Raw genomic sequence first — 24,662 nt, forward strand, 5'->3', positions numbered from 1 at the left:
AAGTTGACCGGTTCTCCGGTCTGCCGCAATAGCCATAGTTCTGTTCCGGCGGAGCAGGAGAAATCCAGATAAAACAGCGATTTGTCACAGCCGGCAGATCAGCAGCTCGCGCTCGTAGATCATCTCCGGCGGAAGATGGTCATGCAGTGCCAGAAAGAGCTCCTCGTGGTCCATCACCTCACGCCGCCAGGCCGCCCGATCGACGCTCTGAAGCTGGTCAAAGAGCTCCCGCAGTTTCTCCCGCGGAATCTTCAAGCCCTCCCAGTTAATGTCTTCAAAGTGAGGCGTCCAGCCGACCGGCGTCTCCTTACCCTGAGCGCGGCCCCGTACACGGTCGACGATCCACTTCAGCACTCGCATGTTCTCCGAGTATCCGGGCCAAAGAAACTTTCCATCCTCGCCCTTGCGGAACCAGTTGACGTGGAAGATGCGCGGCGTGGACGACAGCGTTCGCTGCATCTTGATCCAGTGCCGGAAGTAGTCGCCCATGTGATAGCCGCAGAAGGGAAGCATCGCCATGGGATCGCGCCGCACCTTGCCGAGCGCCCCACCGGCCGCGGCCGTCGTCTCCGAACCCATCGTGGCTCCGGTGTAGACGCCGCCTGACCAGTTGAAGGACTGGTAGACGAGTGGCATCGTCGTCGAGCGGCGGCCTCCGAAGATGATCGCCGAGATGGGCACGCCCCCGGGAGCCTCCCAATCCGGATCGATCGTCGGGCACTGGCTGGCCGGCGCCGTGAAGCGGCCGTTCGGGTGCGCCGCGGGCTGACCGGTCTGCTTGCCGATCTCGGGCGTCCAGAGATTGCCGCGCCAGTCAAGGCACTCGGCCGGCGGCGTGTCGGTCATTCCCTCCCACCACACTCCACCGTCGGGTGTAAGCGCGACGTTGGTAAAGATGGTGTTCTTCGCCAGCGTCGCCATCGCATTGGGATTGGTCTTCGCCGACGTTCCCGGTGCCACGCCGAAGAAGCCTGCCTCAGGATTGATGGCGCGCAGCTGTCCCGTCGCATCGGGCTTGATCCAGGCGATGTCGTCGCCCACCGTCCACACCTTCCATCCGTCAAATCCGGCCGGAGGAATCATCATGGCGAAGTTCGTCTTGCCGCAGGCCGAGGGGAACGCGGCGGCGACGTACGTCTTCTCCTTGGTGGGAGATTCCACGCCGAGGATAAGCATATGCTCGGCCATCCAGCCCTCATCGCGCGCGATGTTGGAGGCGATGCGCAGCGCGAAGCACTTCTTCCCCAGCAGCGCGTTGCCGCCGTAGCCGGAGCCGTACGACCAGATCTCGCGCGTCTCCGGGAAGTGGACGATGTACTTCTCGTCGTTGCAGGGCCAAGGGACGTCCTGCTCTCCAGGCCCGAGCGGCGCGCCTACGGAGTGCATGCAGGGAACGACGCGCTTGATATCTTTGTCGATCTCGGCGAACACCGGAAGGCCAATCCGCGCCATGATTCTCATATTAACGACGACGTACGGCGAGTCCGTAAGCTGGACGCCGATCTGCGACATCGGCGAGCCGACCGGGCCCATCGAGAAGGGAAGCACGTACATCGTGCGCCCGCGCATCGAGCCGCGGAACAACTGCTTCAGCTTGCGCCGCATCACGAAGGGGTCTTCCCAGTTGTTTGTCGGGCCAGCGTTGTCCTTCGAGAGCGAGCAGATGAAGGTGCGGTCCTCCACCCGGGCGACGTCGTTCGGAGTGGAACGCGCGTAGAAGCAGCCCGGCCACAGCTTCTGGTTCAGCGTGGTAAAGGTTCCGGAATCAATCAGCTGCTGGCAGAGGGCGTCGTATTCCGTCTTGGAGCCGTCTACCCAGTGGATCGAGTCGGGCTGGGTCAGGTCGGCCATCTTTTCTACCCAGCGGATGAGATGCTTGTTTGTTGTGGGGGGCGATGCGGGGAGGACCGCTGTTGCGCTCTTCTCAATCTTCATAGTCTGGGTGTTTCCCTGCTTCCTAGATTAAGTCTTCGCCTCTCATGACGGCCTGTCAACTTTGGGTGGGCGATCATCGGCGCATGTCGTCGGCAGCCTGGTCAGAGTCAGGTCGCCCCGATATCGTCGGTTAGCCGGGAGCAACAGCCTCGGGTTCGCCCGATGTTCAGCTACCGCAAGCGGCTGGCCATTGGATCTAGATCTTTATTTGTGTCCCGTTGCGCGGTACGTGTCTTCCATATCTCCAGCAGAGTGGACGCTGCGGCGAAGGCGAGCGGGCCAAGAATAATTCCGGTAATTCCAAACAGCGCGATGCCTCCGAGGATGGAGAGCAGGACTGCTACGGTGTGTTGGCGAAGATGCGGACCGACCATCACCGGATAGAGAAAGTTATCGATGGTGCTGACGACGCCTCCGCCCCATGCGGCGAGAAGTGCGGCCTTGCTCCAGTGTCCGCTGAAGCCGAGGAAGAGGGCGATCGGTATCCAGACAAGAAAGGCTCCAAAGGCCGGAACCATTGCCATGATTGCTGTCAGGATTCCCCAAAGAAAGGCGTTCGGAACGTCAAGTACCCCGTACGCCAGGCCTCCCAGCGTTCCTTGTATCGCGGCGATGGCCAGGCGGCCGAGGGCCGTGGCGTAGATTGTGCCGCGAAGTCGATCCATCAGCACGCTGGCTTCGTCGTCGTCCAAAGGCAGCAGCGAACGAGCGAAGGCTCCGGCGAGTGCGCGGTCGCGGTAAAGGAAGAACAGGATAAAGAGCAGGATGACGATCTGAGTGATCGCACCGATGGAGCTGCCGATAATGCCTGCGACCTTAGCGCCGAAGAATGCAGCAACGGATTTCGTCGTATTTGGCAGATCGATGCTGTTGCTGATCGCCAGAATTCGCGACGCCAGCGCTGGATGCCGGCTGAAGTAGTCGGCGATCTTCTGGTGCGTGGTCTCGCTGCGAAGAGCCGTGACCACGTTGGCGACCTGCTGGCCGACGCTCTGCGCGAGGAAGAACGTCGGCACGATGATGCTAATGACGATCAGGAGGAGCGCAACGGTGGCGCAGAGATTCGGACGGCCGATCTTTCCAGCCAGCCATTGATAAGGACGCTCGGTGACGACCGCGATAACGATCGCTCCTACGATGGCTACGAGGAACGGCTTGAGAAGAAATGCGGTGACGACGAGAACGCCGAGCGTCATGAGGAAGAGAGCGATCTGTCTCCACGGCGTCGCTTCACTGTCTGGCTGCATGAGACCTCGTCAGGATCGATTTCCGATAAAGGCTACTCCATTATGGTGCGCCAGTGGGGGGAGGGAACGGACTTCTCCTGGCAGGGGGCGGCCGAGCCCCTGGAGGGGTGCCGTGGGTTGTGGTTATCCTCAGTGTTCGCACTGTGCAGCGGATACCATCCCCCGCACTCAAGTGTGCAAAGTCTTCGATCGAGAGACTTTAGGTTGGTACTTCGGTATTCGGCTGCTGATGCAGAAAGCCCGGCCATATATGGCCGGGCTTTTTCTTTGCTTCTTTAAGTTAAGTGTAGCAGGGGGTGTCAAGAGTCCTTGGTGTGGATATCGCTGGAAATGGCCGGTTGGCGCGGGGTTTTGGAGCACGCCCCAGATCTCAGAATCGAGATGTGGGGCGCTGGCACCGGAAGTCATGGCAGCACGGCCAAAATGCGGGGGTTCTTCGCTTCGCTCAGAATGACACTCTATTTTGAGCACGAGCGCTACGGGGCGGTGACTACTCCTACGGCTGAGTCGGCGCAGCCGTAGTAGAGGAACCAGCGGTTGCGGAAGCGGACGAGGCCTTCGGCGAAGGTGGTTCCGGCGACGTACTGGCCGGTTTTTTCGTAGGGGCGCTCGGGTTTGAGGGCGGGGGCTTCGGCGCGGGCGATGAGGTGAGCGGGGTCGTGGGCGTCGAAGATGGCCTCGCCCGCGGCGTAGGCGTTGGCTCCGAGAGCGGGGTCGCCGTGGTCGGGGTCGTTTTTGCCGTTGTAGAGGACCACGATTCCTGCGTCAGTGAGGACGGGCGGCGGGCCGACCTCGGGGAAGCCGCTGTCGAAGTGGCCGGGGCGTTTGGTGAGGACCTCGATGGGGTTTCCTGCGGCGTCCTCGACGGCGGTCCAGTGGATGAGATCGGGCGAGGTGGCGAGGCGAACGATGATCTCGCCCCAGTACATCCAGTATTTGCCGTTGATCTTTGCGGCGACGAGGCGGTCACCTTTGAGCTGGGTGACGATGCCTCCAGATTTGTATTTGAGCGAGTCGTACTTGCCGTTGGCGGAACCAGGAAGATGGGGCCGTGCTTGGTCCAGTGCTCGAGGTCGGGGGAGGTGGCGAGGCCGATGGAGTAGGTCTGGCGGTTCCACTGGGTGTAGGTGAGGACGTATCTCTGGTCGGCGGGGGAGTCGTCGGATTCGACGATGCGGGGATCTTCGACGCCGCCGGGCAACTCGCGGGATTTTTGCGCGTCTTCAGCTGGGTAAAAGACGGGCTGGGGCTGGCGGGTGAAGTGGATGCCGTCGGTCGAGGAGGCGAGGCCGAGGCGCGAGGTGTGGTTGCCGATCTCCATCTTGCCGGTGTCGTCTTCGGCGCGATAGAGGACGATGATCCTGCCGTCGCGGACGATGGCGGCGGGGTTGAAGGTGTGAAGCGACTCCCAGTGGATGGGTGTTTTGGCGATGGGATCGTTGAAGAGAGAGGCTTTGTTGGGGGTGATGACGGGGGTGTCGAGGGGGCGGGTGAAGGGGCCGATCTGCCAGGCGTCGTTTGTGGGTTTCGCTGCGGCCAGGAGGGTGAGGGCGAGGGTGGTGGTGATAGCGAGGTAGGAGTTGGGGATTCGCATCAGGAGGTAAGTATGCCTCAGGCATGGTTTCGGATGCTAAGGAGTGTGGTCGTCCTTCGGACGATGTCCCACATCTCAGAATCGAGAAGTGGGGCACCCGCATTATGGTTGACCAAGTTGACCAACGGAGGCGATACTGAGCAGGGGAGCGGTCATGGCGACTTACAACATCTACGAGGCGAAGACGAACTTCTCCCGGCTGGTGGAGGAGGCTACGCATGGCGAAGAGGTTGTTATCGCCAAGGCGGGGGAGCCGGTCCTGCAACTTGTGCCGATTAAGAAGAAGAAGGCGGGCGCGAGGCGGAAGTTTGGGCAAAACGTACTGGGCATTACTTACATTGCGCCTGACTTCTATGACGATCTGCCGCTGGACATGTTCGAGGTGATGCGCGACGACAGTCCCGAGAGCAAAGGCAAGGGTAAGGGTGAATGAGCGATACAGGGAGCTCTTATCTGCTCGATACGAATATGGCGATCTGGCTGGACAGGGATATAAAGCGAGTGTCGCTTGCTGTACTCAAAGTTCTGCAGGAGAGTGACTCTAGACTCTATGTGAGCGCAGTCTCGTTCTGGGAGTTGTCGATCAAACAGGGTCTGGGAAAGATCGATGGCGACATTCGTCTGGAACGGTCCTTGGAGACGTACGGGATGCAGGAGCTGGGCATCAGTTCGAAGTACACCGATACCGTGAGAGGTCTGCCGATGCTGCATGGCGATCCGTTCGATCGGATGCTGGTGGCTCAGGCGATGGTGGAGGGGATGGTGCTGGTGACGGGCGATCGTCGGCTGGCCGGGTATCCGGTGGCGGTGTTGCAGGTTTAGGGGGCGTGCTTCGGGCGATGGCCCACATCTGAAGATGTGGGCACCGGCTAGATACGCATGGTTCATTTGTCATCGGGGAAATTCGTCTTCGGGGAAGGGGTCCGCTGTTGGCAGCAATTCTCTCCCGTCTTTGCACCCTTTGTATTTCCAGAAACAACTGTAGTTGAAGGCGGTATAACGCCGCCTATCCTCAGCCGACGTTCTTGGCGTCATGTGTACCCCAAATTGGTAGAGGCATTCTCCCGGTAACCATTCTTCTCGAAATAACTAATCCCCCAGCCTTTCTGGGTCGGTGGTTCTATGTAGTCTCGACGCGGTCGATACCACCGCTCTTTCTCTCCGATCGATACCATGGACGGAGTGAATGTATAAGGATCTATTCCAATAGCGTACCAAGCGCCTTTACCCACGACTATGGAATTCTCCACGTGAAAAGTCGATAGAGAAGGTTACACCGGAACCTCGCCACCATTGAGGCAGTTGTACATTGTTAACATCCGCGCTCCAGTAGCAATACGATCGGTCACAAGGACTGAGATTGCTTGGCTTAGCACCGAGCTTCTTGGCTAGCCGCTGTGCGTCCTCAAAGGTGGAGTTACTTAGTTGAAGAGATCCAAGCTCGTAAAAGAGATAACGAGCACGGATCGATGGACCGAGCAGATAGGCTCCGCATAGCAAGATCATCAGAGCGAGCAGGGCGATAAGGATGGAAGGACGGCGCAGGGATCCCATCTGGTTATATGGAATTTATCTGTTGAATCAGGGCGGTGTGAAGAGATTTGATTGCGATCGTCCTTCGGACGATGTCCCACATCTCAGAATCGAGATGTGGGGCACCCGTATTCGTGGACGTTACAGTTCCATTGCGAATTGCATCGATGGATCGAATGCGCTGGGCTTGGGTTCGGTGGCGAGGTCGAGGACGAGGCGTTCGAGGACGAGGAGTTTGTTGGCGGGGGAGCTGCGGAGTTCTAGGTCGGCTTGGGCTACGAGGCGGAGGGCTCGGGTGAGTTCGCGGCGGGATTTGTAGCGGCGGGCCAGTTCGATTTGGCTGCACCGAGGAGGGCAATCGCCAAGAATGCTAAGGTGATTTTTTTGTCTGGCCAGGGGTTGGAACTTCGGTGCAGAGTAGGTTGAAGACGATCCGACCCTGTGCGGCTGATGCATCCTAATCCCCCAACTAAAGGAAAGTGTACTCAGGCCCTCAAGGAGAAGCCCGGCATGATGCCGGGCTTCTCGTTCTTACCTGAGAGATTGTAACAAGGGCCCTCAAGCGTGCTGGATCTGTGGAGGTACCGCTATGGTGTGACCTTGACGATACGTGTCCCCCAGTTCCCCAAGGCGGCGCGGGTGTTGCCACAGGTTCCCAATGGTGAGGAGGAGATGTATTGCGACAGGGTGCAGGTCTGTCCGATGTACTCCTGCCCAAACCAGATCGAGTTGCCGTCGACCGCGGCGGCTCCATAGTCTCCCCAGCGGGTGCCGAAGCCCTCTACCCGATAGCCTGTGAAGCCATCCTGCGCGCCAACGCCGGCGGCCGCGATTTGAATATCGCCTGCGCCTGCGAGGGCGTCCAGACTGGCAAACCCAACGCTGGGATAGTTCGCAGGTCCGGTCGCAGTAAAGGAGAGAACGCCTCTTCCGCTCTGCGTTACGGCGACGGTCCCGTAGGTTACGTCCAGATTCGGGTCTGCAAGGTAGCCCTGGTTGTCGACGGTCGCTACTGGAGTTCCTCCGTCCGCTTTTGGATGGAGTACGAAGTAGGCTAGTCCTGAGCTTCCGTAGGTCACTCCGTCGAAGGTGATGCCGGTTCCAAGCGCGCTCCAGAGTCTTCCGTTGGCGTAGTAGACCTGCCCCATGCGTGAATCGTTCGCAGCGAGTGGGCTAATCACCTCTGTGAAAGGATCCGCAACTCCGATCAGGAGGTTCGAGCAGGCTGGGAGATTGAAGCATTGCCCCAGAGGAAAGTCGATGTTACCTCCTCCGGGAGCCATACCGACGCCATTGGTTCCTACTCCCGGCTGACGAGCAAAATCGGGAATGGCATAGGCCTGGGTATTGACGATGGAGCTGGTGAGAGTGGGCGCACCTCCGCGGGAGAGAGCCTTGGTATTGGTCAGGGACCACAACTGCAGCCGGTTATCTACGCCGCTGTCCTGAAAGACAGCGAGGGAGCTGAGGAAGTATTCGGTTCCACCGAACTCAGACGGCGATGGGCCGGCGGAGATCGCTGGCCATACCGTGAAGCCCGGCAGACCGGATGCGGTGTTGGTTGATGGATCTCCCGTGTTGTATTGGACGACGGTGATGCTGGCACCATTGGAAGCAATGGCCTGCTTGGAGATGGCGTAGATCTGGGCTCCGATAAAGCCGCCCGCGAACAAGGGGAATTCGTTGGTGGTAAGGTATATCCCGTTTCCGTCAGCGCCGATATGGGGGTAGTCTCCCAGGCATGCGCCTCCGGGACAGTGATGGTTGGGCGTACCGTCGGTTCCGTCATCCTGCGCGGGGATGCGGTAGATGGTCCAGGTGCCGAGCGGATCGGCGCTCTGGCTCACGGCCAAATCAAGATGATTCTTGCCGGAGAGTGCAGATGTCGTTCCCGTTCTGTCGAGGGTGAGAGCAAGGTGGAACCAGCGTTGCGTGTCCTGATCGAAGTAGCAGCTTGGGTCGGTAATTTGGGGACCGAAAGCGCCGGTTGTGCGATCGATGGCATGAGGATAGCCGTAGAACTGATTCAGAGAGACGACTCCCCTGACGATATTGCCCGATGAGTCGAAGACACGAAGAACATCGTTGGTCGATTCGAGAACAAAGCCGTTTCCGGCGCACAGGCCCTGATCCGGAGGCTCGACGGAGAACTGATTTCCGCCGTCGGCGAAACGTTGCTGGAAGAAGCTGAGCCCGTCGACGCTGAGATTCACTACTGGATTCGACTTCGAATGAGATTTGCCGGACATGTTTACGCCCGGTCCCTTGGGGTGATTGTCGATTCGGCGGTTTATGTGGACAGCGCCCGTTGCGTCGTTGCCGTTATCATGCTCGACGGCGGATAGAGCAGAGTCAAGCTCCGGGCCGGAGCCGATGTCCACGCCAAGGGAAGATTCGCTGAACGACCCAGTCCCGCTGGAGGAAATCTGACGTGTTTGTGCGGCTGCTGTTGCTGCCGTGAAGGCAACGATGCAGGCAAATGTAAGGAACCCAATTGGTTCCATTCGCATAAAGAGCTTCATTTTTTAGCCTCGTTGAACGTTGTGACAAAGTCTTCAGGTCGATTGTTGCTGGATGGTGGAGAAGAGGGCGCGAACCAACCAGCCACAGATTGGTGCACAAGGCGCAAGTAATTTAGGGGTAGTCCCGCTGATGGTCGTGGCGTGATTCCGGCCGCCAGCCGGCACTCATCAACTCTGAGTCCGTCGAAGACATAGGTGTCCTCCAGACTGGTTCCTAACGAGGGTTCGATTGCTGTCGTCGAAAACGCCTACTTATACCCCGATTCGCGACGGTAATGCAATGCGCAAATGTTTGCGGGGGTTCAGTTAGGCGGCAGCAGCAACAGCGGCAGTAGTGACTAGAGCTCCATCGCGAACTGCAACGCTGGATCGAATGCGGTGGGCTTCGGTTCGGTGGCGAGGTCGAGGACGAGTCGTTCGAGGACGAGGAGTTTGTTGGCGGGGGAGCTGCGGAGTTCGAGGTCGGCTCGGGCTACTAGGCGGAGGGCTCGGGTGAGCTCGCGGCGGGATTTGTAGCGGCGTGCCTGGCGGATGAGGTCGTCGGCGGCGAAGGGGGGCATGCGGAAGCCCTGCCAGAGGACCTGCCAGATGGCGCGTGAGTCGCGGACGTTCTTCTCGAGGATGATGAGCATCTGGCGGAAGGTGCGGGCGAGCATGTAGAGGTGGCCGATGGCGGCGTCCTCGCCACCGTCGGAGGCGTTGAGGAGGCCGTGGAGGAGGGCGAGGGCGCGGGGGCGGTCCTTGGAACTGATGGCGTCGGTGAGCTCGTAGAGGGAGCGCTGCTTGGCCGCGAGGACCATGGTCTCGACGTCGCCGAGGGTGACTCGGTTGCGGGCGAGGGACTCTACCGGGGGATGCTGTGGCGCTTCGGACGAAATGCGGGGGTTCTTCCCCTTCGGCTCGCTTTGCTCGCTCAGGGTCAGAATGACGGAATTTGGGACAGCGGGGGCGGAGACGTAGAGGAGGAGCTTTTCGAATTCGGAGGCGATGAGCATCATGTCGGCTCCGAGGGAGTCGACGAGCTCGCGGGCGGCGTCGGGGTCGAAGCGGACGTTGCGGGACTCGGCGGTGGAGGTGACCCAGCGGATGGCGTCGTTTTCGTCGACGCGGGCTAGCTCGACGATGCCGCACGAGTCGCCGAGGGTCTCGCGGATGCGCTCGAAGCGCTCCTTGTCCTGGTAGTCCATCTTGCGGATGTCGGTGGGGATGCGGAGGTGGTCGGCGACGAAGAGGATGAGCGCCTGGGGGTTGGGCGAGCGGAAGTAGGCGTCGATGGCGGCGAACTCTTCTTTTTTGGAGCCGCGGCCGTAGAGGGTCTTGAGGTTGCGGAGGAAGAGGACCTGGAAGGGCGCCATGAGGGATGGGGTCTGGGCGCGGTCGAGGGCCTCGAAGATGGAGGTCTCGGAGAGGTCGAGGTCGTGGAGGGCGAAGTCGCGGGAGCCCTCGGGGATGAGAGTGGAGAGGACGGCCTTACGGCAGCGGTCGTAGAGGAAGATCTCGTCGCCGAGGAGGACGTAGCCGGGGCGGAGGGAAGACGGCGAGGCGATGTCGGCGATGAAGCGGTCGGTCGGGGCGAAGCTTCGCAGGGACGTGGCCATTAGAACGACTCCAGCATATCGCTGACGATGGTCTGGGCGAAGTCTCGTGACATGCGCGAGATGGCGGGGGAACCTTCCTGGATAAATAGGCTGAGGTCCTGGGTGGACTGGTATTGCTCACGGAAGGTGATGGCGTCGTTGCGGTAGAGGACGGTGCCGTCGTGGGCGATGAGGACGACACGGGCGGTGACGGCGACGAGGTAGCTGGAGGTCTGGCTTGTGGTGGCGTCGTAGGTGAGCGGCGTGATGGTCTGGGTGAGGATGGTGCCGCGGAGGGTGGCGTCGGCGTCGGCGGAGTCGGAGTTGAGGACGCGATAGCTGGTGCGGGTGTTGAGCTCGCGGACGACGGCCTGGGTGAAGGCCATCTCGGTGCGGTAGGCCTGGACGCGGGTGGCGAAGATGGGAACGGAGAGGGTGCGGACGTTCGCAGGGATGTGTGTGGCCGAGCCGGCGGTGTGGTAGCCGCAGCCGGTGAGCAGGGTGGAGAGGACGACTAGGGTTGCGGCGCGGAGCTTCATGCGGTTGGTTCTATTGTCGCATTGGGCGCGGTTGTGGACGGCTGTGGGAGAGAAGCGGGTTTTCTCCGCTGCGCGGCTGCGGTCGAAATGACACGGATGTGAAGTGAGGGGAAAAAAGAAGAGGCAGCCACGGGGGCTGCCTCTTCTTCGATGCTGGGTTAGACGTCGTTATGCGGGGGAAGGCTGGCCCTCGTTGAAGCCGGGCTTGCGGGCTCCTTCGGGCTTGAGGACCTTCTGGGCTTCGCCTCCCGGGCCTGAATCAACGCCGGAGAGAGCCGACTTGGTGGCCGGGAGCTCCTTACCTTCGATGATCAGCTTGATCTCCGCGGCGTCCAGGGTCTCACGCTCCAGCAGTGCCGCAGCCATGCGATGCATGATGTCCTGGTTCGTGTTGAGGAGATTGTAAGCCGACTGGTAGGCCGCATCGACGAAGCGGCGGACCTCGATGTCGATCTGCTTGGCGGTCTCCTCGGAAAAGTCGCGGTGCTGTGCGATCTCGCGTCCGAGGAAGATCTGCTCTTCCTTCTTGCCGTAGGTCATCGGACCGAGTCCGCTCATGCCGAACTCGCAGACCATCTTGCGGGCGAGCTCGGTGATGCGCTCGATGTCGTTGCCGGCGCCTGTGGTCATCTTGCCGAGGAAGATCTCTTCGGCGCAGCGGCCGCCCATGAGGGTGGCGAGGCGCGTCTCGAGGTACTCCTTGGTGACGGTGTGCTGGTCTTCCTCGGGGAGGTAGACGGTGACACCGAGAGCCATTCCGCGGGGGATGATGGTGACCTTGTGGAGCGGGTCGGAGTGCTCGCGTAGCGCGGAGACAAGGGTGTGGCCGGCCTCGTGATAGGCGGTGACCTTCTTCTCTTCGTCGGTGAGGAGCATCGACTTGCGCTCGGCTCCCATCATCACCTTGTCCTTGGCTACTTCGAAGTCGTACATGTGGACCGACTTGCGGTTGTAGCGGGCGGCGGTGAGGGCGGCCTCGTTGACCATGTTTGCCAAGTCGGCTCCGGAGAAGCCCGGGGTTCCACGAGCGAGGACGTTGAGGTCAACGTCTTCGGCCATGGGGACCTTCTTGGAGTGAACCTTGAGGACCTCTTCGCGGCCACGGATGTCGGGACGATCGACGACGACGCGACGGTCGAAGCGGCCGGGGCGGAGAAGCGCGGGATCAAGTACGTCGGGCCGGTTGGTGGCCGCGACGAGGATGACTCCGTCGTTGGACTCGAAGCCGTCCATCTCGACGAGAAGCTGGTTTAGGGTCTGCTCGCGCTCGTCGTGTCCGCCGCCGAGGCCAGCGCCACGGTGACGGCCGACGGCGTCGATCTCGTCGATGAAGATGATGCAGGGGGCGTTCTTCTTGCCCTGCTCGAAGAGGTCGCGGACGCGCGATGCGCCGACGCCGACGAACATCTCGACGAAGTCGGAGCCGGAGATGGAGAAGAAGGGCACATTCGCTTCGCCGGCGACTGCGCGGGCCAGAAGGGTTTTGCCGGTTCCGGGAGGTCCGACGAGCAGGACGCCCTTGGGGATGCGTCCGCCGAGGCGCTGGAACTTCTGGGCCTCGCGGAGGAACTCGATGATCTCCTTGAGCTCTTCCTTGGCCTCGTCAACGCCGGCGACATCCTTGAAGGTGATTTTCTTCTGCTGCATGGAGAGCAGGCGGGCGCGCGATTTGCCGAAGCTCATCGCCTTGTTTCCGCCGGACTGCATCTGGCGCAGGAGGAAGAACCAGAGGCCCAGCAGGAGGGCGAACGGCGCAAGCTGGATAAGGAAGCCGAGCCAGGCGTTGGAGTTCTGGTCCTTGATGCTGATGTTGACGCCGTGGTCGCGGAGCGTCTTGTACATATCCGGGTAGTTGGCCGGGATCGTCGTGTGGAACTGAGTCTTGTCGTCGCGATACTTGCCGGTGACTTCAGAGCCGTTGACGGTGACTTCGGCGATCTTGCCTGCGTCGGCGTCGTTCAGCAGCTGGCTGAGAGAGATGTTCTTTTCCTGACCGGCTCCGGTTCCCTTGACGACGAACTGCCACAGGAAGACCAGACACGTAATCATGAAGACCCAGATCAGAATTTGTTTGACGGTCGAGTTCAATGCGTGTTCCTCATTTTCCGGCCTGCATTGCCTTGTGCTGCGCGGTTGGCTATGTCAGCCCCGGGCCACTCTCGCGGCCGAAGCCTTGAGAAGAGCCTACATCGTTAGACGATATCGATAAAGGAATGTTCCCTGGCAGTCGCCAGGAAATACCCGGCACCACAGTAACGGTCCTATCCCCGTCAACTAATTAAGATTCTACTCTCTGGTTGAAAGATTCAGGGGCCGGAAGAACGAAGTCGATGCAACTAAGGGGTGAGGGGTCCTGGGGCGGGCTTGGGTGTTAGAGAAGCAGGTTTCTCCACTCCGCCCCATTCGACTCGGCTCGGCTGCTCAGGGGCTCGGGTCGAAATGGCAGACATTTTCAGGCTCAGGAGAGATCGAGGAAGAGGCGGATCTCGCGGGCGGAGCGTTCGGCTCTGAGGCCCTGGGCGAGATGGACGGAGGCTCCGGTGCGGGCGGCGACCGTGGGCACGGTTGCGAAACCGCCGAGGGCGAGCAGACGGGTGGTGTCGTCGAAGCTGAGGCGTGATCCGAGCTGGCGGGCGGCGGCACGGAGGATGCGGCGGCGGAGGGCGGGGTCGAGCGTGCGGAGGCGTTCGAGCTCGATGGAGATGGAGGAGGAGCCGGATGTCGTTGAGACGGCACGGCCGCCGCCGCGGACGGGCTTGCCGGGGAGGAGCAACTGGGGGAGGAGACGGGCTAGTTCGGCCTGCCATCTGGACTCCTCTTCGCGGGCGAGTTCGGCGAGGTTGGCGAGGGTCTGGTCGATGGAGGGGTTGAAGGTGCGGAGCTGGGGGAGGAGCTCGTGGCGGATGCGGTTGCGGGTGTAGGCGGTGTCGGTGTTGGTGGAGTCGATGCGCCAGGCCTGGTTGCGGGTGCGGAGGAAGGATTCGACCTCCGAGCGGCGGGTGGCGAGGAGCGGACGGAGGATTCGGCCGGAGCGCTGCTGGGGGAGGTCGACCTGGACGACGGGATGGATGGCGGAGAGGCCTTCGGTCCAGGCTCCGCGGAGGAGCTTCATGAGGACGGTCTCGGCCTGATCGTCGAGGGTGTGGGCGGTGAGGACGGCGTCGGCGTGTCCGGAGGCGAGGAGGGTACGGAAGAAGGCGTAGCGCTCTTCGCGGGCGGCCTCCTCGATGGTCTCGCGATTCTGGGCAGCGCGGGCGGGGACGTCGGCGCGGTGGATGTGGAGGGGGATGTCGAGCTGGATTGCGAGGTCCTGGACGAAAGCGACGTCGGCGTCGGACTCGGCGGCCTCGCGGATGCCGTGGTGGACGTGGACGGCGGAGAGGCCGACGCCGAGCGAGTCGCGGGCCGCGGTGTTGGCTTCGAGCAGGGCGAGCAGGAGAGCGACGGAATCGGCCCCGCCGGAGACGGCCACGCAGAGGCGATCGCCGGGGCGGATGTTTTCGCGGTTGAAGGGAAGTGGTGAGAGAGCGGGCATGGAGCTTCCATCTTAGTTGCCCGCATGTTGTAGCGCTGTCGTAGTTGTTGAAGCTGCTGCCTTGATGACAATGCGGTGCGGTGAAGGATTTCGTTCGTCAATCTTGTATACTTCGCAGGTTATGCGAGTTTTTGTGATTCTTCCGGCAGCAGGGATGGGCACGCGTATGGCGGCCGGATCTCATGCCGCGGCTCCGAAGCAGTTTCTGTCGATTGGCGGGGTTCCGGTTCTGGTGCGCTCGGTGAAGGCGTTCCTGGATGTGCCGCGTGTGGATGCGGTTTGCGTGGCAGTGCGGAGTTCGGAGCGCGAGCGAGTTGAGGCGCAGTTTCAGGAGTTCCGGCTGGGGCCGCGCGTCCACATGGTGGAGGGCGGCGACAATCGGCAGGAGTCTGTGGGCAACGCGCTGGCGGCGCTGGAGTGCGACGACGACGATGTGGTTCTGGTGCACGACGCGGTTAGGCCACTGATCGACGCAGGGACGATCGAGAGGACGATTGACGCGGTGGCACGACACGGCGCGGCGATTGTGGGCCTGCCGGCGGTGGACACGATCAAGCAGGTAGAGCGGACCGCGGACGGCGCGATCATTACGGCGACGATTCCGCGGGAGCTGATTGTGTTGGCGCAGACGCCGCAGGGCGCGCGCGTGGGACTGCTGCGGCGAGTGTTTGCCGAGGCGGCGGCGGATGGCTTTACGGGGACCGATGAGGCGAGCCTGTTGGAGCGCGCCGGGGTAGAAGTGGCCGTGGTGGCGGGCTCGGCGCGGAACTTCAAGATCACGCAGCCGGGAGATATCGAGCTGGCGGAGTTTTATCTGCACCAGGCAGCAGTGGCAGGTGCGCGATGAGCATGAGGATTGGGTACGGGTTCGACTCGCATGCGTTCAAGCCAGGCGTTCCGTTGATCATCGGTGGATTGCCGATTGAACATCCGGAGGGGCTGGCAGGGCACTCGGATGGCGATGTGCTGCTGCATGCGATTACGGATGCTCTGCTGGGCGCGGTTTCGGCGGGGGATATAGGCACGTTCTTTCCGCCGAACGATCCGCGGTGGAAGGGCGCTGCTTCGAAGGTGTTTCTGGAGACCGCACTCGAAGAGGTAGCGACGGCGGGATACAAGATCGTAAATGTGGACACGGTGCTGGTGCTGGCGAAGCCGAAGATCGTTCCGATTGCCGGCGAGTTGCGCGAACGCGTGGCCGAACTGCTGGGCGTGAAGCCGGGCGAGGTTGGAATCAAGGCCAAGACGCCGGAGGGGTTGAACCAGGATGGCGTGGCGGTGGCGCATGCGACGGTTCTGCTGGAGAGCGTGAAGCTAGTGGATGCTCCGGCGCGCATGGTGGCTGCAGCGGAGGTAGAGGACGAGATCGACAAGGTGGTGAAGGGGCTGGTGGGCGACGCTCACGATATCTCGGCGCTGGGACGGAAGCGGCCTCCGTTCGACACGGACGATATCACTTAGAAGGAAGCAGAGAGGAACGCGGAGGCTTTGGGTCTCTGCGCCGTTTCTGTTTTTAAGCCTCGGCTTTGACGACGGCCATGGCGAAGCCGTCGTAGCCCTTGGTACTGACGGTCTGGATGGCGGTGGCGTCGAGCTGCGGGTGGCTGCCGAGGCGCTCGAGGAAGGTGCGGGTTCCGATGACGCGGGCGTCGTCGCTGCGGTCGTTGATGATCTCGCCCTCGCGGATGACGTTGTCTGCGATGATGACGGTTCCGGGACGCGCGAGCTTGAGGGCCCAGTCGAGGTAGACGGGGTTGTTGGGCTTGTCGGCGTCGAGGAAGATGAAGTCGAAGGGCGCGGGCCTCTCGTCGTGGAGTTTGGCGAGGGAGTCGAGCGCGGGGCCGACGCGGATGTCGACGAGCGAGCTGAGGCCGGCGCGGTGGATGTTGGCCTGGGCGACTGCGGCGTGTTTGGGATCGAGTTCGAGGGTGACGAGCTGGCCGTCGGAGGGGAGCGCGCGGGCAAGCCAGATGGTGGAGTAGCCGCCGAGTGTGCCGACCTCGAGGATGCGGCGCGCGCCCTGGACGCGAGCGAGAAGGTGCAGCAGCTTGCCGTGGCTGGGCGCGACGTCGATGGCGGGAAGACCGGCGCAGGCGTTGGCTTCGAGGGCCTCCTCCATGCGGTGGTCGGAGGAGATGAGGTTGTCGGCGAGGTAGCGGTCGACAGCGATCCAGAGGTCTTGATCCATGCAGCCAAGATAGAGTCTTGCGGTGCGAGGGGCAAGCGGATGCTAGCGTGTTGAGATAGAGCTTTCTGCTTGAGGAGATGGGATGCGGACTGGGTTGGGTGTGTTGGCGGCGTTGGCTTGCTTGTGCGGAGCGGGACATGGGCAGACGGTGGCTTCGCCACATCTTATGGATGCACCGAAGGCGGCAGAGTGCAAGGTGACGGACGAGTGGGCGACCCCGGCGGAGAACGCGTGTTATGCGACGACTCCGGACTATGCGGAGACGATGAGCTATCTGAAGCGAGTCGAGTCGGCGGCACCAACGCAGGTGAAGATTGAGGCGTTTGGCAAGACGGGCGAGGGGCGCGATCTGGATATTGTGATTGTGTCGCGGGATGGAGTGTTCGATCCGGCGGCGCTTCACCGGGCGAAGCGGCCGGTGGTGCTGGTGCAGAACTCGATCCATGCTGGCGAGATGGACGGCAAGGACGCTTGTATAGCGTTGCTGCGCGACATGGTGGTGACGAAGTCGAAGGCTGCGTTGCTGGAGCGGGCGGTGTTTGTCTTCATCCCGATGTACAACGCCGATGGGCACGAGCGGCGCAGCAGGCACAACCGCATCAACCAGGATGGGCCGCTGGAGATGGGCTTTCGCGGGAACGGGACGAATCTGAATCTGAACCGCGACTACCTGAAGGCGGAGGCGCCGGAGACGCGCGCGTTCATGGCGATGTTTCATCGCTGGCTGCCGGACTTCTTTGTCGATGACCATGTGACTGATGGCGCGGACTATCAGTACGACGTGACGTTTACGATCGACGATGGTCCGAACCTGCCGAATGGCACGGCGAAGTGGATCGATGACGTCGTGACTCCGGGCCTGGAGAAGTATGTGGATGCGCACGGGCACCTGGCTTCGCCGACTTATATCAATCTGGTCAACGATAACGATCCGGCGCAGGGGCTGGCGTTCAACGACGATCTGCCGCGCTTCTCGACGGGCTACATGATTCTGGAGGGGCGTCCTTCGATGCTGGTGGAGCTGCACATGCTGAAGGATTACAAGACGCGCGTGACGGGGAACTACGAGATTCTTGCAGGACTGATGGAGCTGGTGAATCGCGATGCGGACAAGCTGATCGCGCTGAACGCGGCGGCTGACAAGGAGGCGGAGGCGATGGGCGCGCATCCGCTGAGCAACGTGAGGTATCCGCTGGCGCTCGGGTGGGGTGGTCAGACGACGCCATTCCTGTTTCGCGGCTACAAGTACACGCGCGAGTTGAGCGCGGTCTCGGGCGCGATGTGGGTGAGGTACAGGCATGAGCCGTGGAACGTCTCGTTGCCGATGCAGACGGGATTCAAGGTGACGGCGGAGACGACGCTTCCGGCGGCTTACATTATTCCGGCGCAGTGGACGAAGGTGATTGATGTGCTTGCGGCGCATCAGGTGGAGATGTCGCGGACGACCGCCGCTTGGTCGGGCGATGTCGAGACCTATCGCTGCGCCGGAATGGCGTGGCAGGAGCCGCCGTTCGAGGGAAGGCATCCGACGTTCAACGGTGAGGCGATGCACGATCCGGGGAGGTTTGGCAGCTGCGCACTGGTGCGGGAGCGGACGAGCTTTCCGGCTGGATCGGCTGTGGTGCGGCTGAATCAGCGGCTGTCGAAGGTGGCTGTCGAGTGGCTGGAGCCTGCGGGTCCGGATTCGGCGATGCAATGGGGCTTCTTCGATACGATCTTCGAGCAGAAGGAGTACGGCGAAGCGTATGTGCTGGAGGAACTGGCTCGGGAGATGATGGCGAAGGACCCAAAGCTGAAGGCGGAGTTCGAGAAGAAGGTGGCGAGCGATCCGGCGTTTGCGGGGAATCCATATGCGCGGCTGGAGTTCTTCTACGAGCGCTCGCCTTGGTATGCGGCGAATCGGGTCGGATTGTATCCGATTGGCCGGCTGGGAAGCGTAGACGGGATTCCGGTGGCGAAGTGAGAGAGCTGCTGTAGACTGCGGTACATTCAGTTCATTTCCTCTTGAAGGTGAGTTCAATGAAGGCAGGGTTTTGTGTTGCTGCAGGACTTTTGTGTAGCGGGATAGCGGCTTTGGCGCAGGCTCCGGCGGCTGCAGCTCCGGACGATTTCGTCAGAACGCACTATGCCAAGTTTGAGTACCGGATTCCGATGCGTGATGGGGCGAAGATGTTCGCCGCGGTGTATGTGCCGAAGGCGGGCGCGTTCAAGGATGCGGGGCCTTATCCGTTTCTGATGACGAAGACGCCTTACAGCTGCGGGCCTTATGGCGTGGACAAGTTTCCTCCGCGCGTTGGGCCGAGCGCGGAACTGATGGAGTCGGGTTACATCTTTGTATGCGAGGACGCTCGCGGACGCTATGCGAGCGAGGGCGTGTTTCAGGAGATGAATCCGCATATCGTCGACAAGAAGGGGCCGAAGGATGTGGATGAGTCGAGCGATATGTACGACACGGTCGAGTTCCTGCTGAAGAACGTGCCGAACAACAACGGCAAGGTCGGGATTACGGGCATCAGCTATCCGGGCTTCTACACGTCGGCGAGCATTATCGATTCGCATCCGGCGATCAAGGCGGCGAGTCCGCAGGCTCCGATGACGGACCTGTTCTTCAACGATGACGGCTATCACGGCGGCGCGTTCATGCTGGGGGCGAACTATGGTTTCTATCGCAGCTTCAGGCCACAGAAGAATCCACTGATTCCGTCTGCTCCATCGCCGCGTGGTGTTTCGAACTCGGAGAATCCGGATACGTACGCGACGCTGCTGGCTGCGGGGCCGACGACGGATCTCGACAAGGGTAAGGAGTATCTGAACGGCGAGAACTGGCTGTTTCACGACCAGGTGATGCATACGACGTACGACGACTACTGGCGAAAGCGCGATCTGTCGCGGCACATGAAGGGCGTTCATACGGCCGTGATGGTGGTCGGCGGATGGTTCGATGCCGAGGACCTTTCGGGGCCGTTCAAGACGTTTCATGCGATCGATCAATACAATCCGGGCGCGGTGAATACGCTGGTGATCGGGCCATGGACGCATGGCGGCTGGGCGCGGACGGACGGTGATCGGCTGGGCGATGTGACGTTCAATGCGAAGACCTCGCTGTTTTACAGGGAGAAGATCGAGCTCCCGTTCTTCGAGTTCTACCTGAAGGGCGTTGGCGTTGATAAGAGCGGCAACCGCATTGGTCCGCTGCCGAAGGCTTATGTCTTCGAGACGGGGACGAATGTCTGGAAGACGTATGAGGCGTGGCCTCCGAAGCAGGCGGCGGCGAAGACGCTTTATTTTCATGCGGACGGCAAGCTGAGCTTCGATGCGCCTTCAGAGAAGACGGGCGTTGATGAGTATGTGAGCGATCCGGCGCATCCGGTTCCGTTCGTCGGGTATCCGACGGACACGGTTCCGCAGCGGTATATGGCGGATGATCAGAGGTTCGCGGCGACTCGGCCGGATGTGCTGGTGTATGTTTCGGAGCCGTTGACCGAGGATCTGACGATTGCCGGGCCGGTGAAGCCGAAGCTGAAGATTGCTTCGACGGGGACGGACTCGGACTTTGTGGTGAAGATGATCGATGTTTATCCGTACGACTATCCGCTGTCTCAGGGCACGGATGCGGGCAACAAGCGGATTGTGGGCGCTGCTCCCGTGGTGATGGGAGGGTATGAGCAGCTTGTTCGCGGCGAGCCGATGCGGGCGAAGTTCCGCGATAGCTGGGAGAAGCCTACGGCGTTAGTGCCCGGCAAGATGGTTACGCTGAACGGCGAGATGCCGGATGTGAACCACACGTTCCGCGCAGGGCACCGCATTATGGTGCAGGTGCAGAGCTCGTGGTTCCCGCTGGTGGACCGCAATCCGCAGACGTTTGTCGATATTCCGCTGGCGAAGCCGGAGCAGTTTGTGAAGGCTACCGAGAGCGTGTATCGGAGTGCGGACGCGGCTAGCGGGGTTGAGGTGCTGGTGCTGCCTCAGCCGTAGGGGTACCCCTCCCCCCCCTGATTTTCGTAAAATCTTTTGATTCAGTGGTTTATGTAAATTTGGGCGCGTAAAATATTGGATTGATTGGGTTTATGGGTCAAAATATTGATTATAAAAGAGATAAGCCGGAGGGTTTCCCTCCGGCCTTTTTCTATCTATTTCTATTTTAGGGAATTGGGTGGAATAGATCGGCGCTTTTTGAGGATTTATTTTTTGGGGTGGAAGTTGTTTGGTTTGTTGGTGTTGGGTGGATTTTGGGATGGAGTCTGTGGGGTCTGGGTCTTGACAGGAATTGAGGCATTTTCCGAGGTTGACCGGCCCGAAGTCGGGGGCGTAGAGTTCCAGTCCGTTCGTCGCCGCATCCGCTTTTGCGAGGCGAAACCCACGATTGGCGGGCCCCTCGGCTTGTTTTTTCACTCTGCATGAAGGAGCGCTGCGATGAACCCCTATTACAGAATGGTAAGGATCTGCTGTGCGGTGATGGTGTTAATGCTGTCGTGCGCAGCATGGTCGCAGTCGGCAAACGTGTCGGTGTTTGCCGAAGGTCTAAACAACCCTCGCGGACTGCAGTTTGGCCCGGACGGGAACCTGTATGTCGCAGAAGGCGGCGCAGGTGGTGGCTTATCGAGTGTCGGATTGTGCGACCAGGTTCCAATGGTTGGCCCATATACCGGCGGATTTACAGCTCGGATTTCCAAGATCAGCCCGGACGGGACACGCACAACCGTCGCGGATCTTTTGCCTTCAAGCCAGACTTCTCTGGCGACGGGCAGTTTGGTGAGCGGTGTTGCGGATGTAGCTTTCATTGGCGACACGCTGTACGCGATTTTGGCGGGGGCGGGCTGCTCCCATGGCCTTGCCGGTACGGATAACACCGTGCTTCGCGTGAATGCAGATGGCACCACGACGATGATTGCCGATCTGTCGGCCTTCCAAAAGACGCACCCGGTCGAGAATCCCGAACCTGATGACTTCGAGCCCGACGGTACGTGGTTCAGCATGGTCGCGGTCCGTGGTGCGTTGTATGCGGTAGAACCAAATCACGGCGAACTGGACATGATCAGCACCGATGGCCAGATCCGCCGCATTGTGGACATTTCCGCGACGCAGGGACATATTGTCCCTACAGCGGTTGCCTATGACGGCAACTTCTTTGTTGGAAACCTGAACACCTTTCCCATTCAGGAAGGATCATCGAAGATCCTGAAGATTACACCTTCTGGTCAACTGAAGACGTTTGCTACCGGGTTTACGACCATCCTCGGACTTGCCTTCGATCATCAGCACAGGCTGTATGTGCTGGAAAACACCACGGGCAATCCAAACCCTACGCCAGGTACGGGAAAGGTGCTGCGTATCGAGCATAACGGGGATGTGCAAGAGATCGCGTCGGGACTGTCCTTGCCTACGGCGATGACGTTCGGGCCAGATGGGAACCTTTATGTGTCCAACGTGGGGTTCGGTCCGCCACCGATTGGCCTGGGGCAAGTTGTGAAGATCGTAGTGCCGTAGCAAGAGGGCTTGCTTCGACTACGGGGTCCACGATAAGACGTGGACCCCTTCGCTCACGATGATGAGTTTCTTCCGGGTGTGCGATTACCAGATGCGGACGCGGTCGTTGGGGGCTAGATAGAGTTTGTCGGTGGGTTTGATGTTGAAGGCGGTGTACCAGCCTTCGATGTTGCGGACGGTGGCGGCGCGGTACATGCCGGGGGCGTGGGGGTCGGTGAGGACCTGCTGGCGGAGGGTGTTGTCGCGGACCTTGGAGCCCCAGTTCTGGGCGTAGGCGAGGAAGAATTGCTGGTCGCCGCTGAGGTTGCCGACGACGGGAGCGGGCTTGCCTTTGAGTGAGGCGTGATAGGCATCGAATGCGGCGGAGACTCCGGCTACATCGGCGATGTTTTCAGAGAGTGTCTGGCGGCCGTTGACGGCGACGTCGGGGAAGGGGTGGTAGGTGTCGTACTGGGCGGCGAGGGCGTCGGTGGCTTTTTGGAAGTGGGCGAAGTCCTCGGGGGTCCACCAGTTTCGGACGCGGCCGCGGTCGTCGAAGGCGGCTCCCTCGGAGTCGAACGTGTGGGAGACTTCGTGGCCGATGACGGTGCCGATGGCTCCGTAGTTGGCGGCGGCGGGAGCCTTGGGATCGAAGAAGGGCGGCTCGAGGATGGCGGCGGGGAAGTTGAGGGCGTTGTGGAGGGGCAGGTTGACTGCGTTGACGGTCTGCGGCTCCATGGTCCACTCTTTGCGGTCGGTGGGGGTGCCGATGCGGGCGACCTCGTAGTGGTAGTCGAAGAGATCGCTGCGGTAGACGTTGCCGACGAGATCGTCGGGCTTGACCACTAAGCTAGCGTAGGAGCGCCAGTGCTCGGGGTAGCCGACGGAGACCTGGAGGGCGTCGAGCTTGGTGATGGCCTCTTTCTTGGTGGAAGGAGCCATCCAGGTGATGGTCTGGAGGCGGGTCTTGAAGGCTGCCTTGAGGTTGGCGACGAGGGCTTCGACCTGGGCCTTGGACTCGGGGGTGAAGTACTGCTTCGCGTAGATCTGGCCTACGGCGTCGCCGAGGATGCCGTTGACGAGGGTGACGCCCCGGATGTCGCGCGGGCGCATCTGAGTGACTCCCTGGAGGACGGTGCCGTTGAAGGCGAAGCGCTCGTCGGCGATGGATTTGGGGAGTGTGCCACCGTAGGCCTCGAGGAGGTGGAAGGCGAGGAGGTCCTTCCAGGCGTCGATGGACTCGGATTTTACGAGTGCGGATTCGCCGGTGAAGGCGGTGGGCTGCCAGACGATGAAGGACTGCTGGTTGTCGAGGCCGGCGGCGCGGAAGAACTCGGGCCAGTCGAGGCCGGGGGCCTTGGTGGAGAAGTCGGCGGGGGTCCAGACGTTGTTGGCCTTGTGGATGTCCTCGGATTCGGCGAGGGAGAGCTGGTTTTCGGCGATGGCGTGCTCGAGGGCTAGGACTCGGGCGGCACGGTCAGGGCCGTCGGGGATGCCGGCTAGCTCGAAGATCTTCGCAATGTGGGCCTGGTATTTCTCGCGGATGTCCTTCATGTGTGGCGAGTCGGTGAGGTAGTAGTCGCGGTTGGGGAGCTGGATGCCACCTTGGAGGAGGTAGGCGGCGTAGTGGTCGGGGTCGTTGAAGCCGGGGGCGACCCAGAGGCCAAAGATGTTAGCGGTGTGGAAGTTGGTGTTGTTGAGGGCGTCGACGTCGGCGCGAAGGGAGAGGCCGAGGGCGTGGGCTAGCTCTTTCTGGGTGTGGACGGCGGCGATTTCGTCGAGGAGAGGCTTGATGGGGGTGAGGCCGTGATCTTCGATGGCCTGCTCGTTCATGTAGGAACGGTAGAGATCGGCGATGCGGCGGGCGTCGGTGTTGGGGGCGGCGTTGGATTGCGCGGCCTGCTCGATGATGGCGGCTACGCGCTTGTTGGAGCGGTCGACGAGGAGGTTGAAGGCGCCGAGGGAGGCGCGGTCGGCGGGGAGCTGGGTGCGGTTGATCCAGGAGCCGTTGGCGTAGTGGTAGAAGTCGTCGCCGGGGCGGACGGAGGTGTCGATGGAGGTGACGGCGATGCCGTGGGTGGCTGGGGTGGTGCGGGTGTCTTCGGCGTGTGTGAAGAGGATCGGGAGGGTGAGGAATAGGGTGAAGAGGGTCTTGCGGAAGGGCATAGGTGCTCCGTTGATTTTTGGTGCGGCTGGGCCGCTTTTGTTTAACGCAGAGTATGAGGGTACATGAAGGGGGTGCGGTGGAGGAGGGTTTGGTGATGAGTGGGGGGGTGGGGTGTGACGAGGGGGGTGATGGGTTGAACCGCAGATCCTTCGACTACGCGCTGCGCACTCCGCTCAGGATGACACGTGTTTTAGGGGCGAGCGGTGGGCGGCACAGGCAAAATGCGGGGTTTCTCGACTGCGCGCTTCGCTCGGAGGACACTTCACTCTTTTGTGCTTCGTACTTCGCTCGGAATGATGCGTCATCTTTTGATGCGGGTGGTGTGCAGGTGCTCGCGAGAGGGTGCGAGCACCTTCCAC

19 protein-coding genes and 1 pseudogene are annotated in these 24,662 nt (G+C 61.2%); 7 read left to right on the top strand and 13 right to left on the bottom strand.

Annotation, left to right across the window (positions count from 1 at the left end; all coding sequences use genetic code 11):
* Positions 1–84: 84 nt before the first annotated feature.
* From Q363_RS03505 to Q363_RS43670, 4 genes and pseudogenes are all read right to left on the bottom strand, one after another.
* Complete coding sequence (locus tag Q363_RS03505; RefSeq protein ID WP_035347920.1) at positions 85–1,935, bottom strand: phosphoenolpyruvate carboxykinase (GTP); 1,851 nt, start codon at positions 1,933–1,935, stop codon at positions 85–87.
* 170 nt (positions 1,936–2,105) lie between these two features.
* Positions 2,106–3,182, bottom strand: a complete 1,077-nt coding sequence (locus tag Q363_RS03510; RefSeq protein WP_051978303.1) for an AI-2E family transporter — start codon at positions 3,180–3,182, stop codon at positions 2,106–2,108.
* Positions 3,183–3,658: 476 nt separating this feature from the next.
* The gene (locus Q363_RS43665; protein ID WP_342667381.1) at positions 3,659–4,111 is read right to left on the bottom strand and encodes a glycoside hydrolase family 130 protein; all 453 of its coding nucleotides are present in this window, start codon (positions 4,109–4,111) and stop codon (positions 3,659–3,661) included.
* Between the two features lie 170 nt (positions 4,112–4,281).
* Positions 4,282–4,776, bottom strand: a pseudogene (locus Q363_RS43670) (glycoside hydrolase family 130 protein); the annotation flags it as partial.
* 154 nt (positions 4,777–4,930) lie between these two features.
* Here Q363_RS43670 and Q363_RS03520 point away from each other — a divergent pair.
* Both Q363_RS03520 and Q363_RS03525 read left to right on the top strand, forming a co-directional pair.
* Positions 4,931–5,209, top strand: coding sequence for a type II toxin-antitoxin system Phd/YefM family antitoxin (locus tag Q363_RS03520; protein WP_051978304.1), 279 nt, complete (start codon positions 4,931–4,933; stop codon positions 5,207–5,209).
* A complete protein-coding gene (locus Q363_RS03525; protein WP_035347921.1) occupies positions 5,206–5,598 on the top strand; it encodes a type II toxin-antitoxin system VapC family toxin in 393 nt (130 codons plus the stop codon). Before Q363_RS03520 ends, Q363_RS03525 begins: the two co-directional genes overlap by 4 nt.
* Positions 5,599–6,450: 852 nt before the next feature.
* Here Q363_RS03525 and Q363_RS45825 read toward each other — a convergent pair.
* From Q363_RS45825 to tilS, 6 genes are all read right to left on the bottom strand, one after another.
* A complete protein-coding gene (locus tag Q363_RS45825; protein WP_342667379.1) occupies positions 6,451–6,765 on the bottom strand; it encodes a hypothetical protein in 315 nt (104 codons plus the stop codon).
* Between the two features lie 131 nt (positions 6,766–6,896).
* On the bottom strand, positions 6,897–8,819 hold the full coding sequence (locus tag Q363_RS03530; RefSeq protein WP_169746913.1) for a hypothetical protein: 1,923 nt from the start codon (positions 8,817–8,819) through the stop codon (positions 6,897–6,899).
* A 350-nt stretch (positions 8,820–9,169) separates the two neighbouring features.
* Positions 9,170–10,429 carry a DNA polymerase III subunit delta gene (holA, locus tag Q363_RS03535; RefSeq protein WP_035347922.1) on the bottom strand — a complete coding sequence of 420 codons (1,260 nt, stop codon included), beginning with the start codon at positions 10,427–10,429 and terminating at the stop codon, positions 9,170–9,172.
* Positions 10,429–10,947, bottom strand: a complete 519-nt coding sequence (gene lptE, locus Q363_RS03540) for an LPS assembly lipoprotein LptE (RefSeq protein ID WP_035347923.1) — start codon at positions 10,945–10,947, stop codon at positions 10,429–10,431. Before lptE ends, holA begins: the two co-directional genes overlap by 1 nt.
* A 168-nt stretch (positions 10,948–11,115) precedes the next feature.
* The gene (gene ftsH, locus Q363_RS03545) at positions 11,116–13,035 is read right to left on the bottom strand and encodes an ATP-dependent zinc metalloprotease FtsH (RefSeq protein ID WP_035347924.1); all 1,920 of its coding nucleotides are present in this window, start codon (positions 13,033–13,035) and stop codon (positions 11,116–11,118) included.
* A 370-nt stretch (positions 13,036–13,405) separates the two neighbouring features.
* The gene (gene tilS, locus Q363_RS03550) at positions 13,406–14,482 is read right to left on the bottom strand and encodes a tRNA lysidine(34) synthetase TilS (RefSeq protein ID WP_035347926.1); all 1,077 of its coding nucleotides are present in this window, start codon (positions 14,480–14,482) and stop codon (positions 13,406–13,408) included.
* A gap of 121 nt (positions 14,483–14,603) precedes the next feature.
* Here tilS and ispD point away from each other — a divergent pair, with 121 nt between their 5' ends.
* The gene (gene ispD / locus Q363_RS03555; RefSeq protein ID WP_035347927.1) at positions 14,604–15,329 is read left to right on the top strand and encodes a 2-C-methyl-D-erythritol 4-phosphate cytidylyltransferase; all 726 of its coding nucleotides are present in this window, start codon (positions 14,604–14,606) and stop codon (positions 15,327–15,329) included.
* Positions 15,326–15,943 carry a 2-C-methyl-D-erythritol 2,4-cyclodiphosphate synthase gene (gene ispF / locus Q363_RS03560; protein ID WP_035347928.1) on the top strand — a complete coding sequence of 206 codons (618 nt, stop codon included), beginning with the start codon at positions 15,326–15,328 and terminating at the stop codon, positions 15,941–15,943. Before ispD ends, ispF begins: the two co-directional genes overlap by 4 nt.
* A gap of 52 nt (positions 15,944–15,995) precedes the next feature.
* On the opposite strand, the gene Q363_RS03565 is transcribed toward ispF, so the two are convergent.
* The gene (locus Q363_RS03565) at positions 15,996–16,670 is read right to left on the bottom strand and encodes an O-methyltransferase (protein WP_035347929.1); all 675 of its coding nucleotides are present in this window, start codon (positions 16,668–16,670) and stop codon (positions 15,996–15,998) included.
* Between the two features lie 82 nt (positions 16,671–16,752).
* Between Q363_RS03565 and Q363_RS03570 the strand changes: the two genes are divergently transcribed.
* Both Q363_RS03570 and Q363_RS03575 read left to right on the top strand, forming a co-directional pair.
* Complete coding sequence (locus Q363_RS03570) at positions 16,753–18,633, top strand: M14 family metallopeptidase (protein ID WP_035347930.1); 1,881 nt, start codon at positions 16,753–16,755, stop codon at positions 18,631–18,633.
* A gap of 56 nt (positions 18,634–18,689) precedes the next feature.
* Positions 18,690–20,645: a CocE/NonD family hydrolase gene (locus Q363_RS03575; RefSeq protein ID WP_035347931.1), complete on the top strand. Its 1,956-nt coding sequence runs from the start codon at positions 18,690–18,692 to the stop codon at positions 20,643–20,645.
* A 90-nt stretch (positions 20,646–20,735) separates the two neighbouring features.
* Here Q363_RS03575 and Q363_RS40060 read toward each other — a convergent pair whose 3' ends face one another.
* Positions 20,736–21,062 (bottom strand): hypothetical protein, encoded by a 327-nt coding sequence (locus Q363_RS40060; protein WP_157466503.1) that lies wholly within the window; start codon positions 21,060–21,062, stop codon positions 20,736–20,738.
* Positions 21,063–21,083: 21 nt separating this feature from the next.
* Between Q363_RS40060 and Q363_RS03585 the strand changes: the two genes are divergently transcribed.
* The gene (locus Q363_RS03585; protein WP_157466504.1) at positions 21,084–22,157 is read left to right on the top strand and encodes a ScyD/ScyE family protein; all 1,074 of its coding nucleotides are present in this window, start codon (positions 21,084–21,086) and stop codon (positions 22,155–22,157) included.
* A gap of 84 nt (positions 22,158–22,241) precedes the next feature.
* On the opposite strand, the gene Q363_RS03590 is transcribed toward Q363_RS03585, so the two are convergent.
* Complete coding sequence (locus tag Q363_RS03590) at positions 22,242–24,302, bottom strand: M13 family metallopeptidase (RefSeq protein ID WP_051978307.1); 2,061 nt, start codon at positions 24,300–24,302, stop codon at positions 22,242–22,244.
* Between the last annotated feature and the right edge of the window lie 360 nt (positions 24,303–24,662).

Origin of the sequence: Edaphobacter aggregans DSM 19364, assembly GCF_000745965.1 — a bacterium.
Classification (GTDB): Bacteria; Acidobacteriota; Terriglobia; order Terriglobales; family Acidobacteriaceae; genus Edaphobacter; species Edaphobacter aggregans.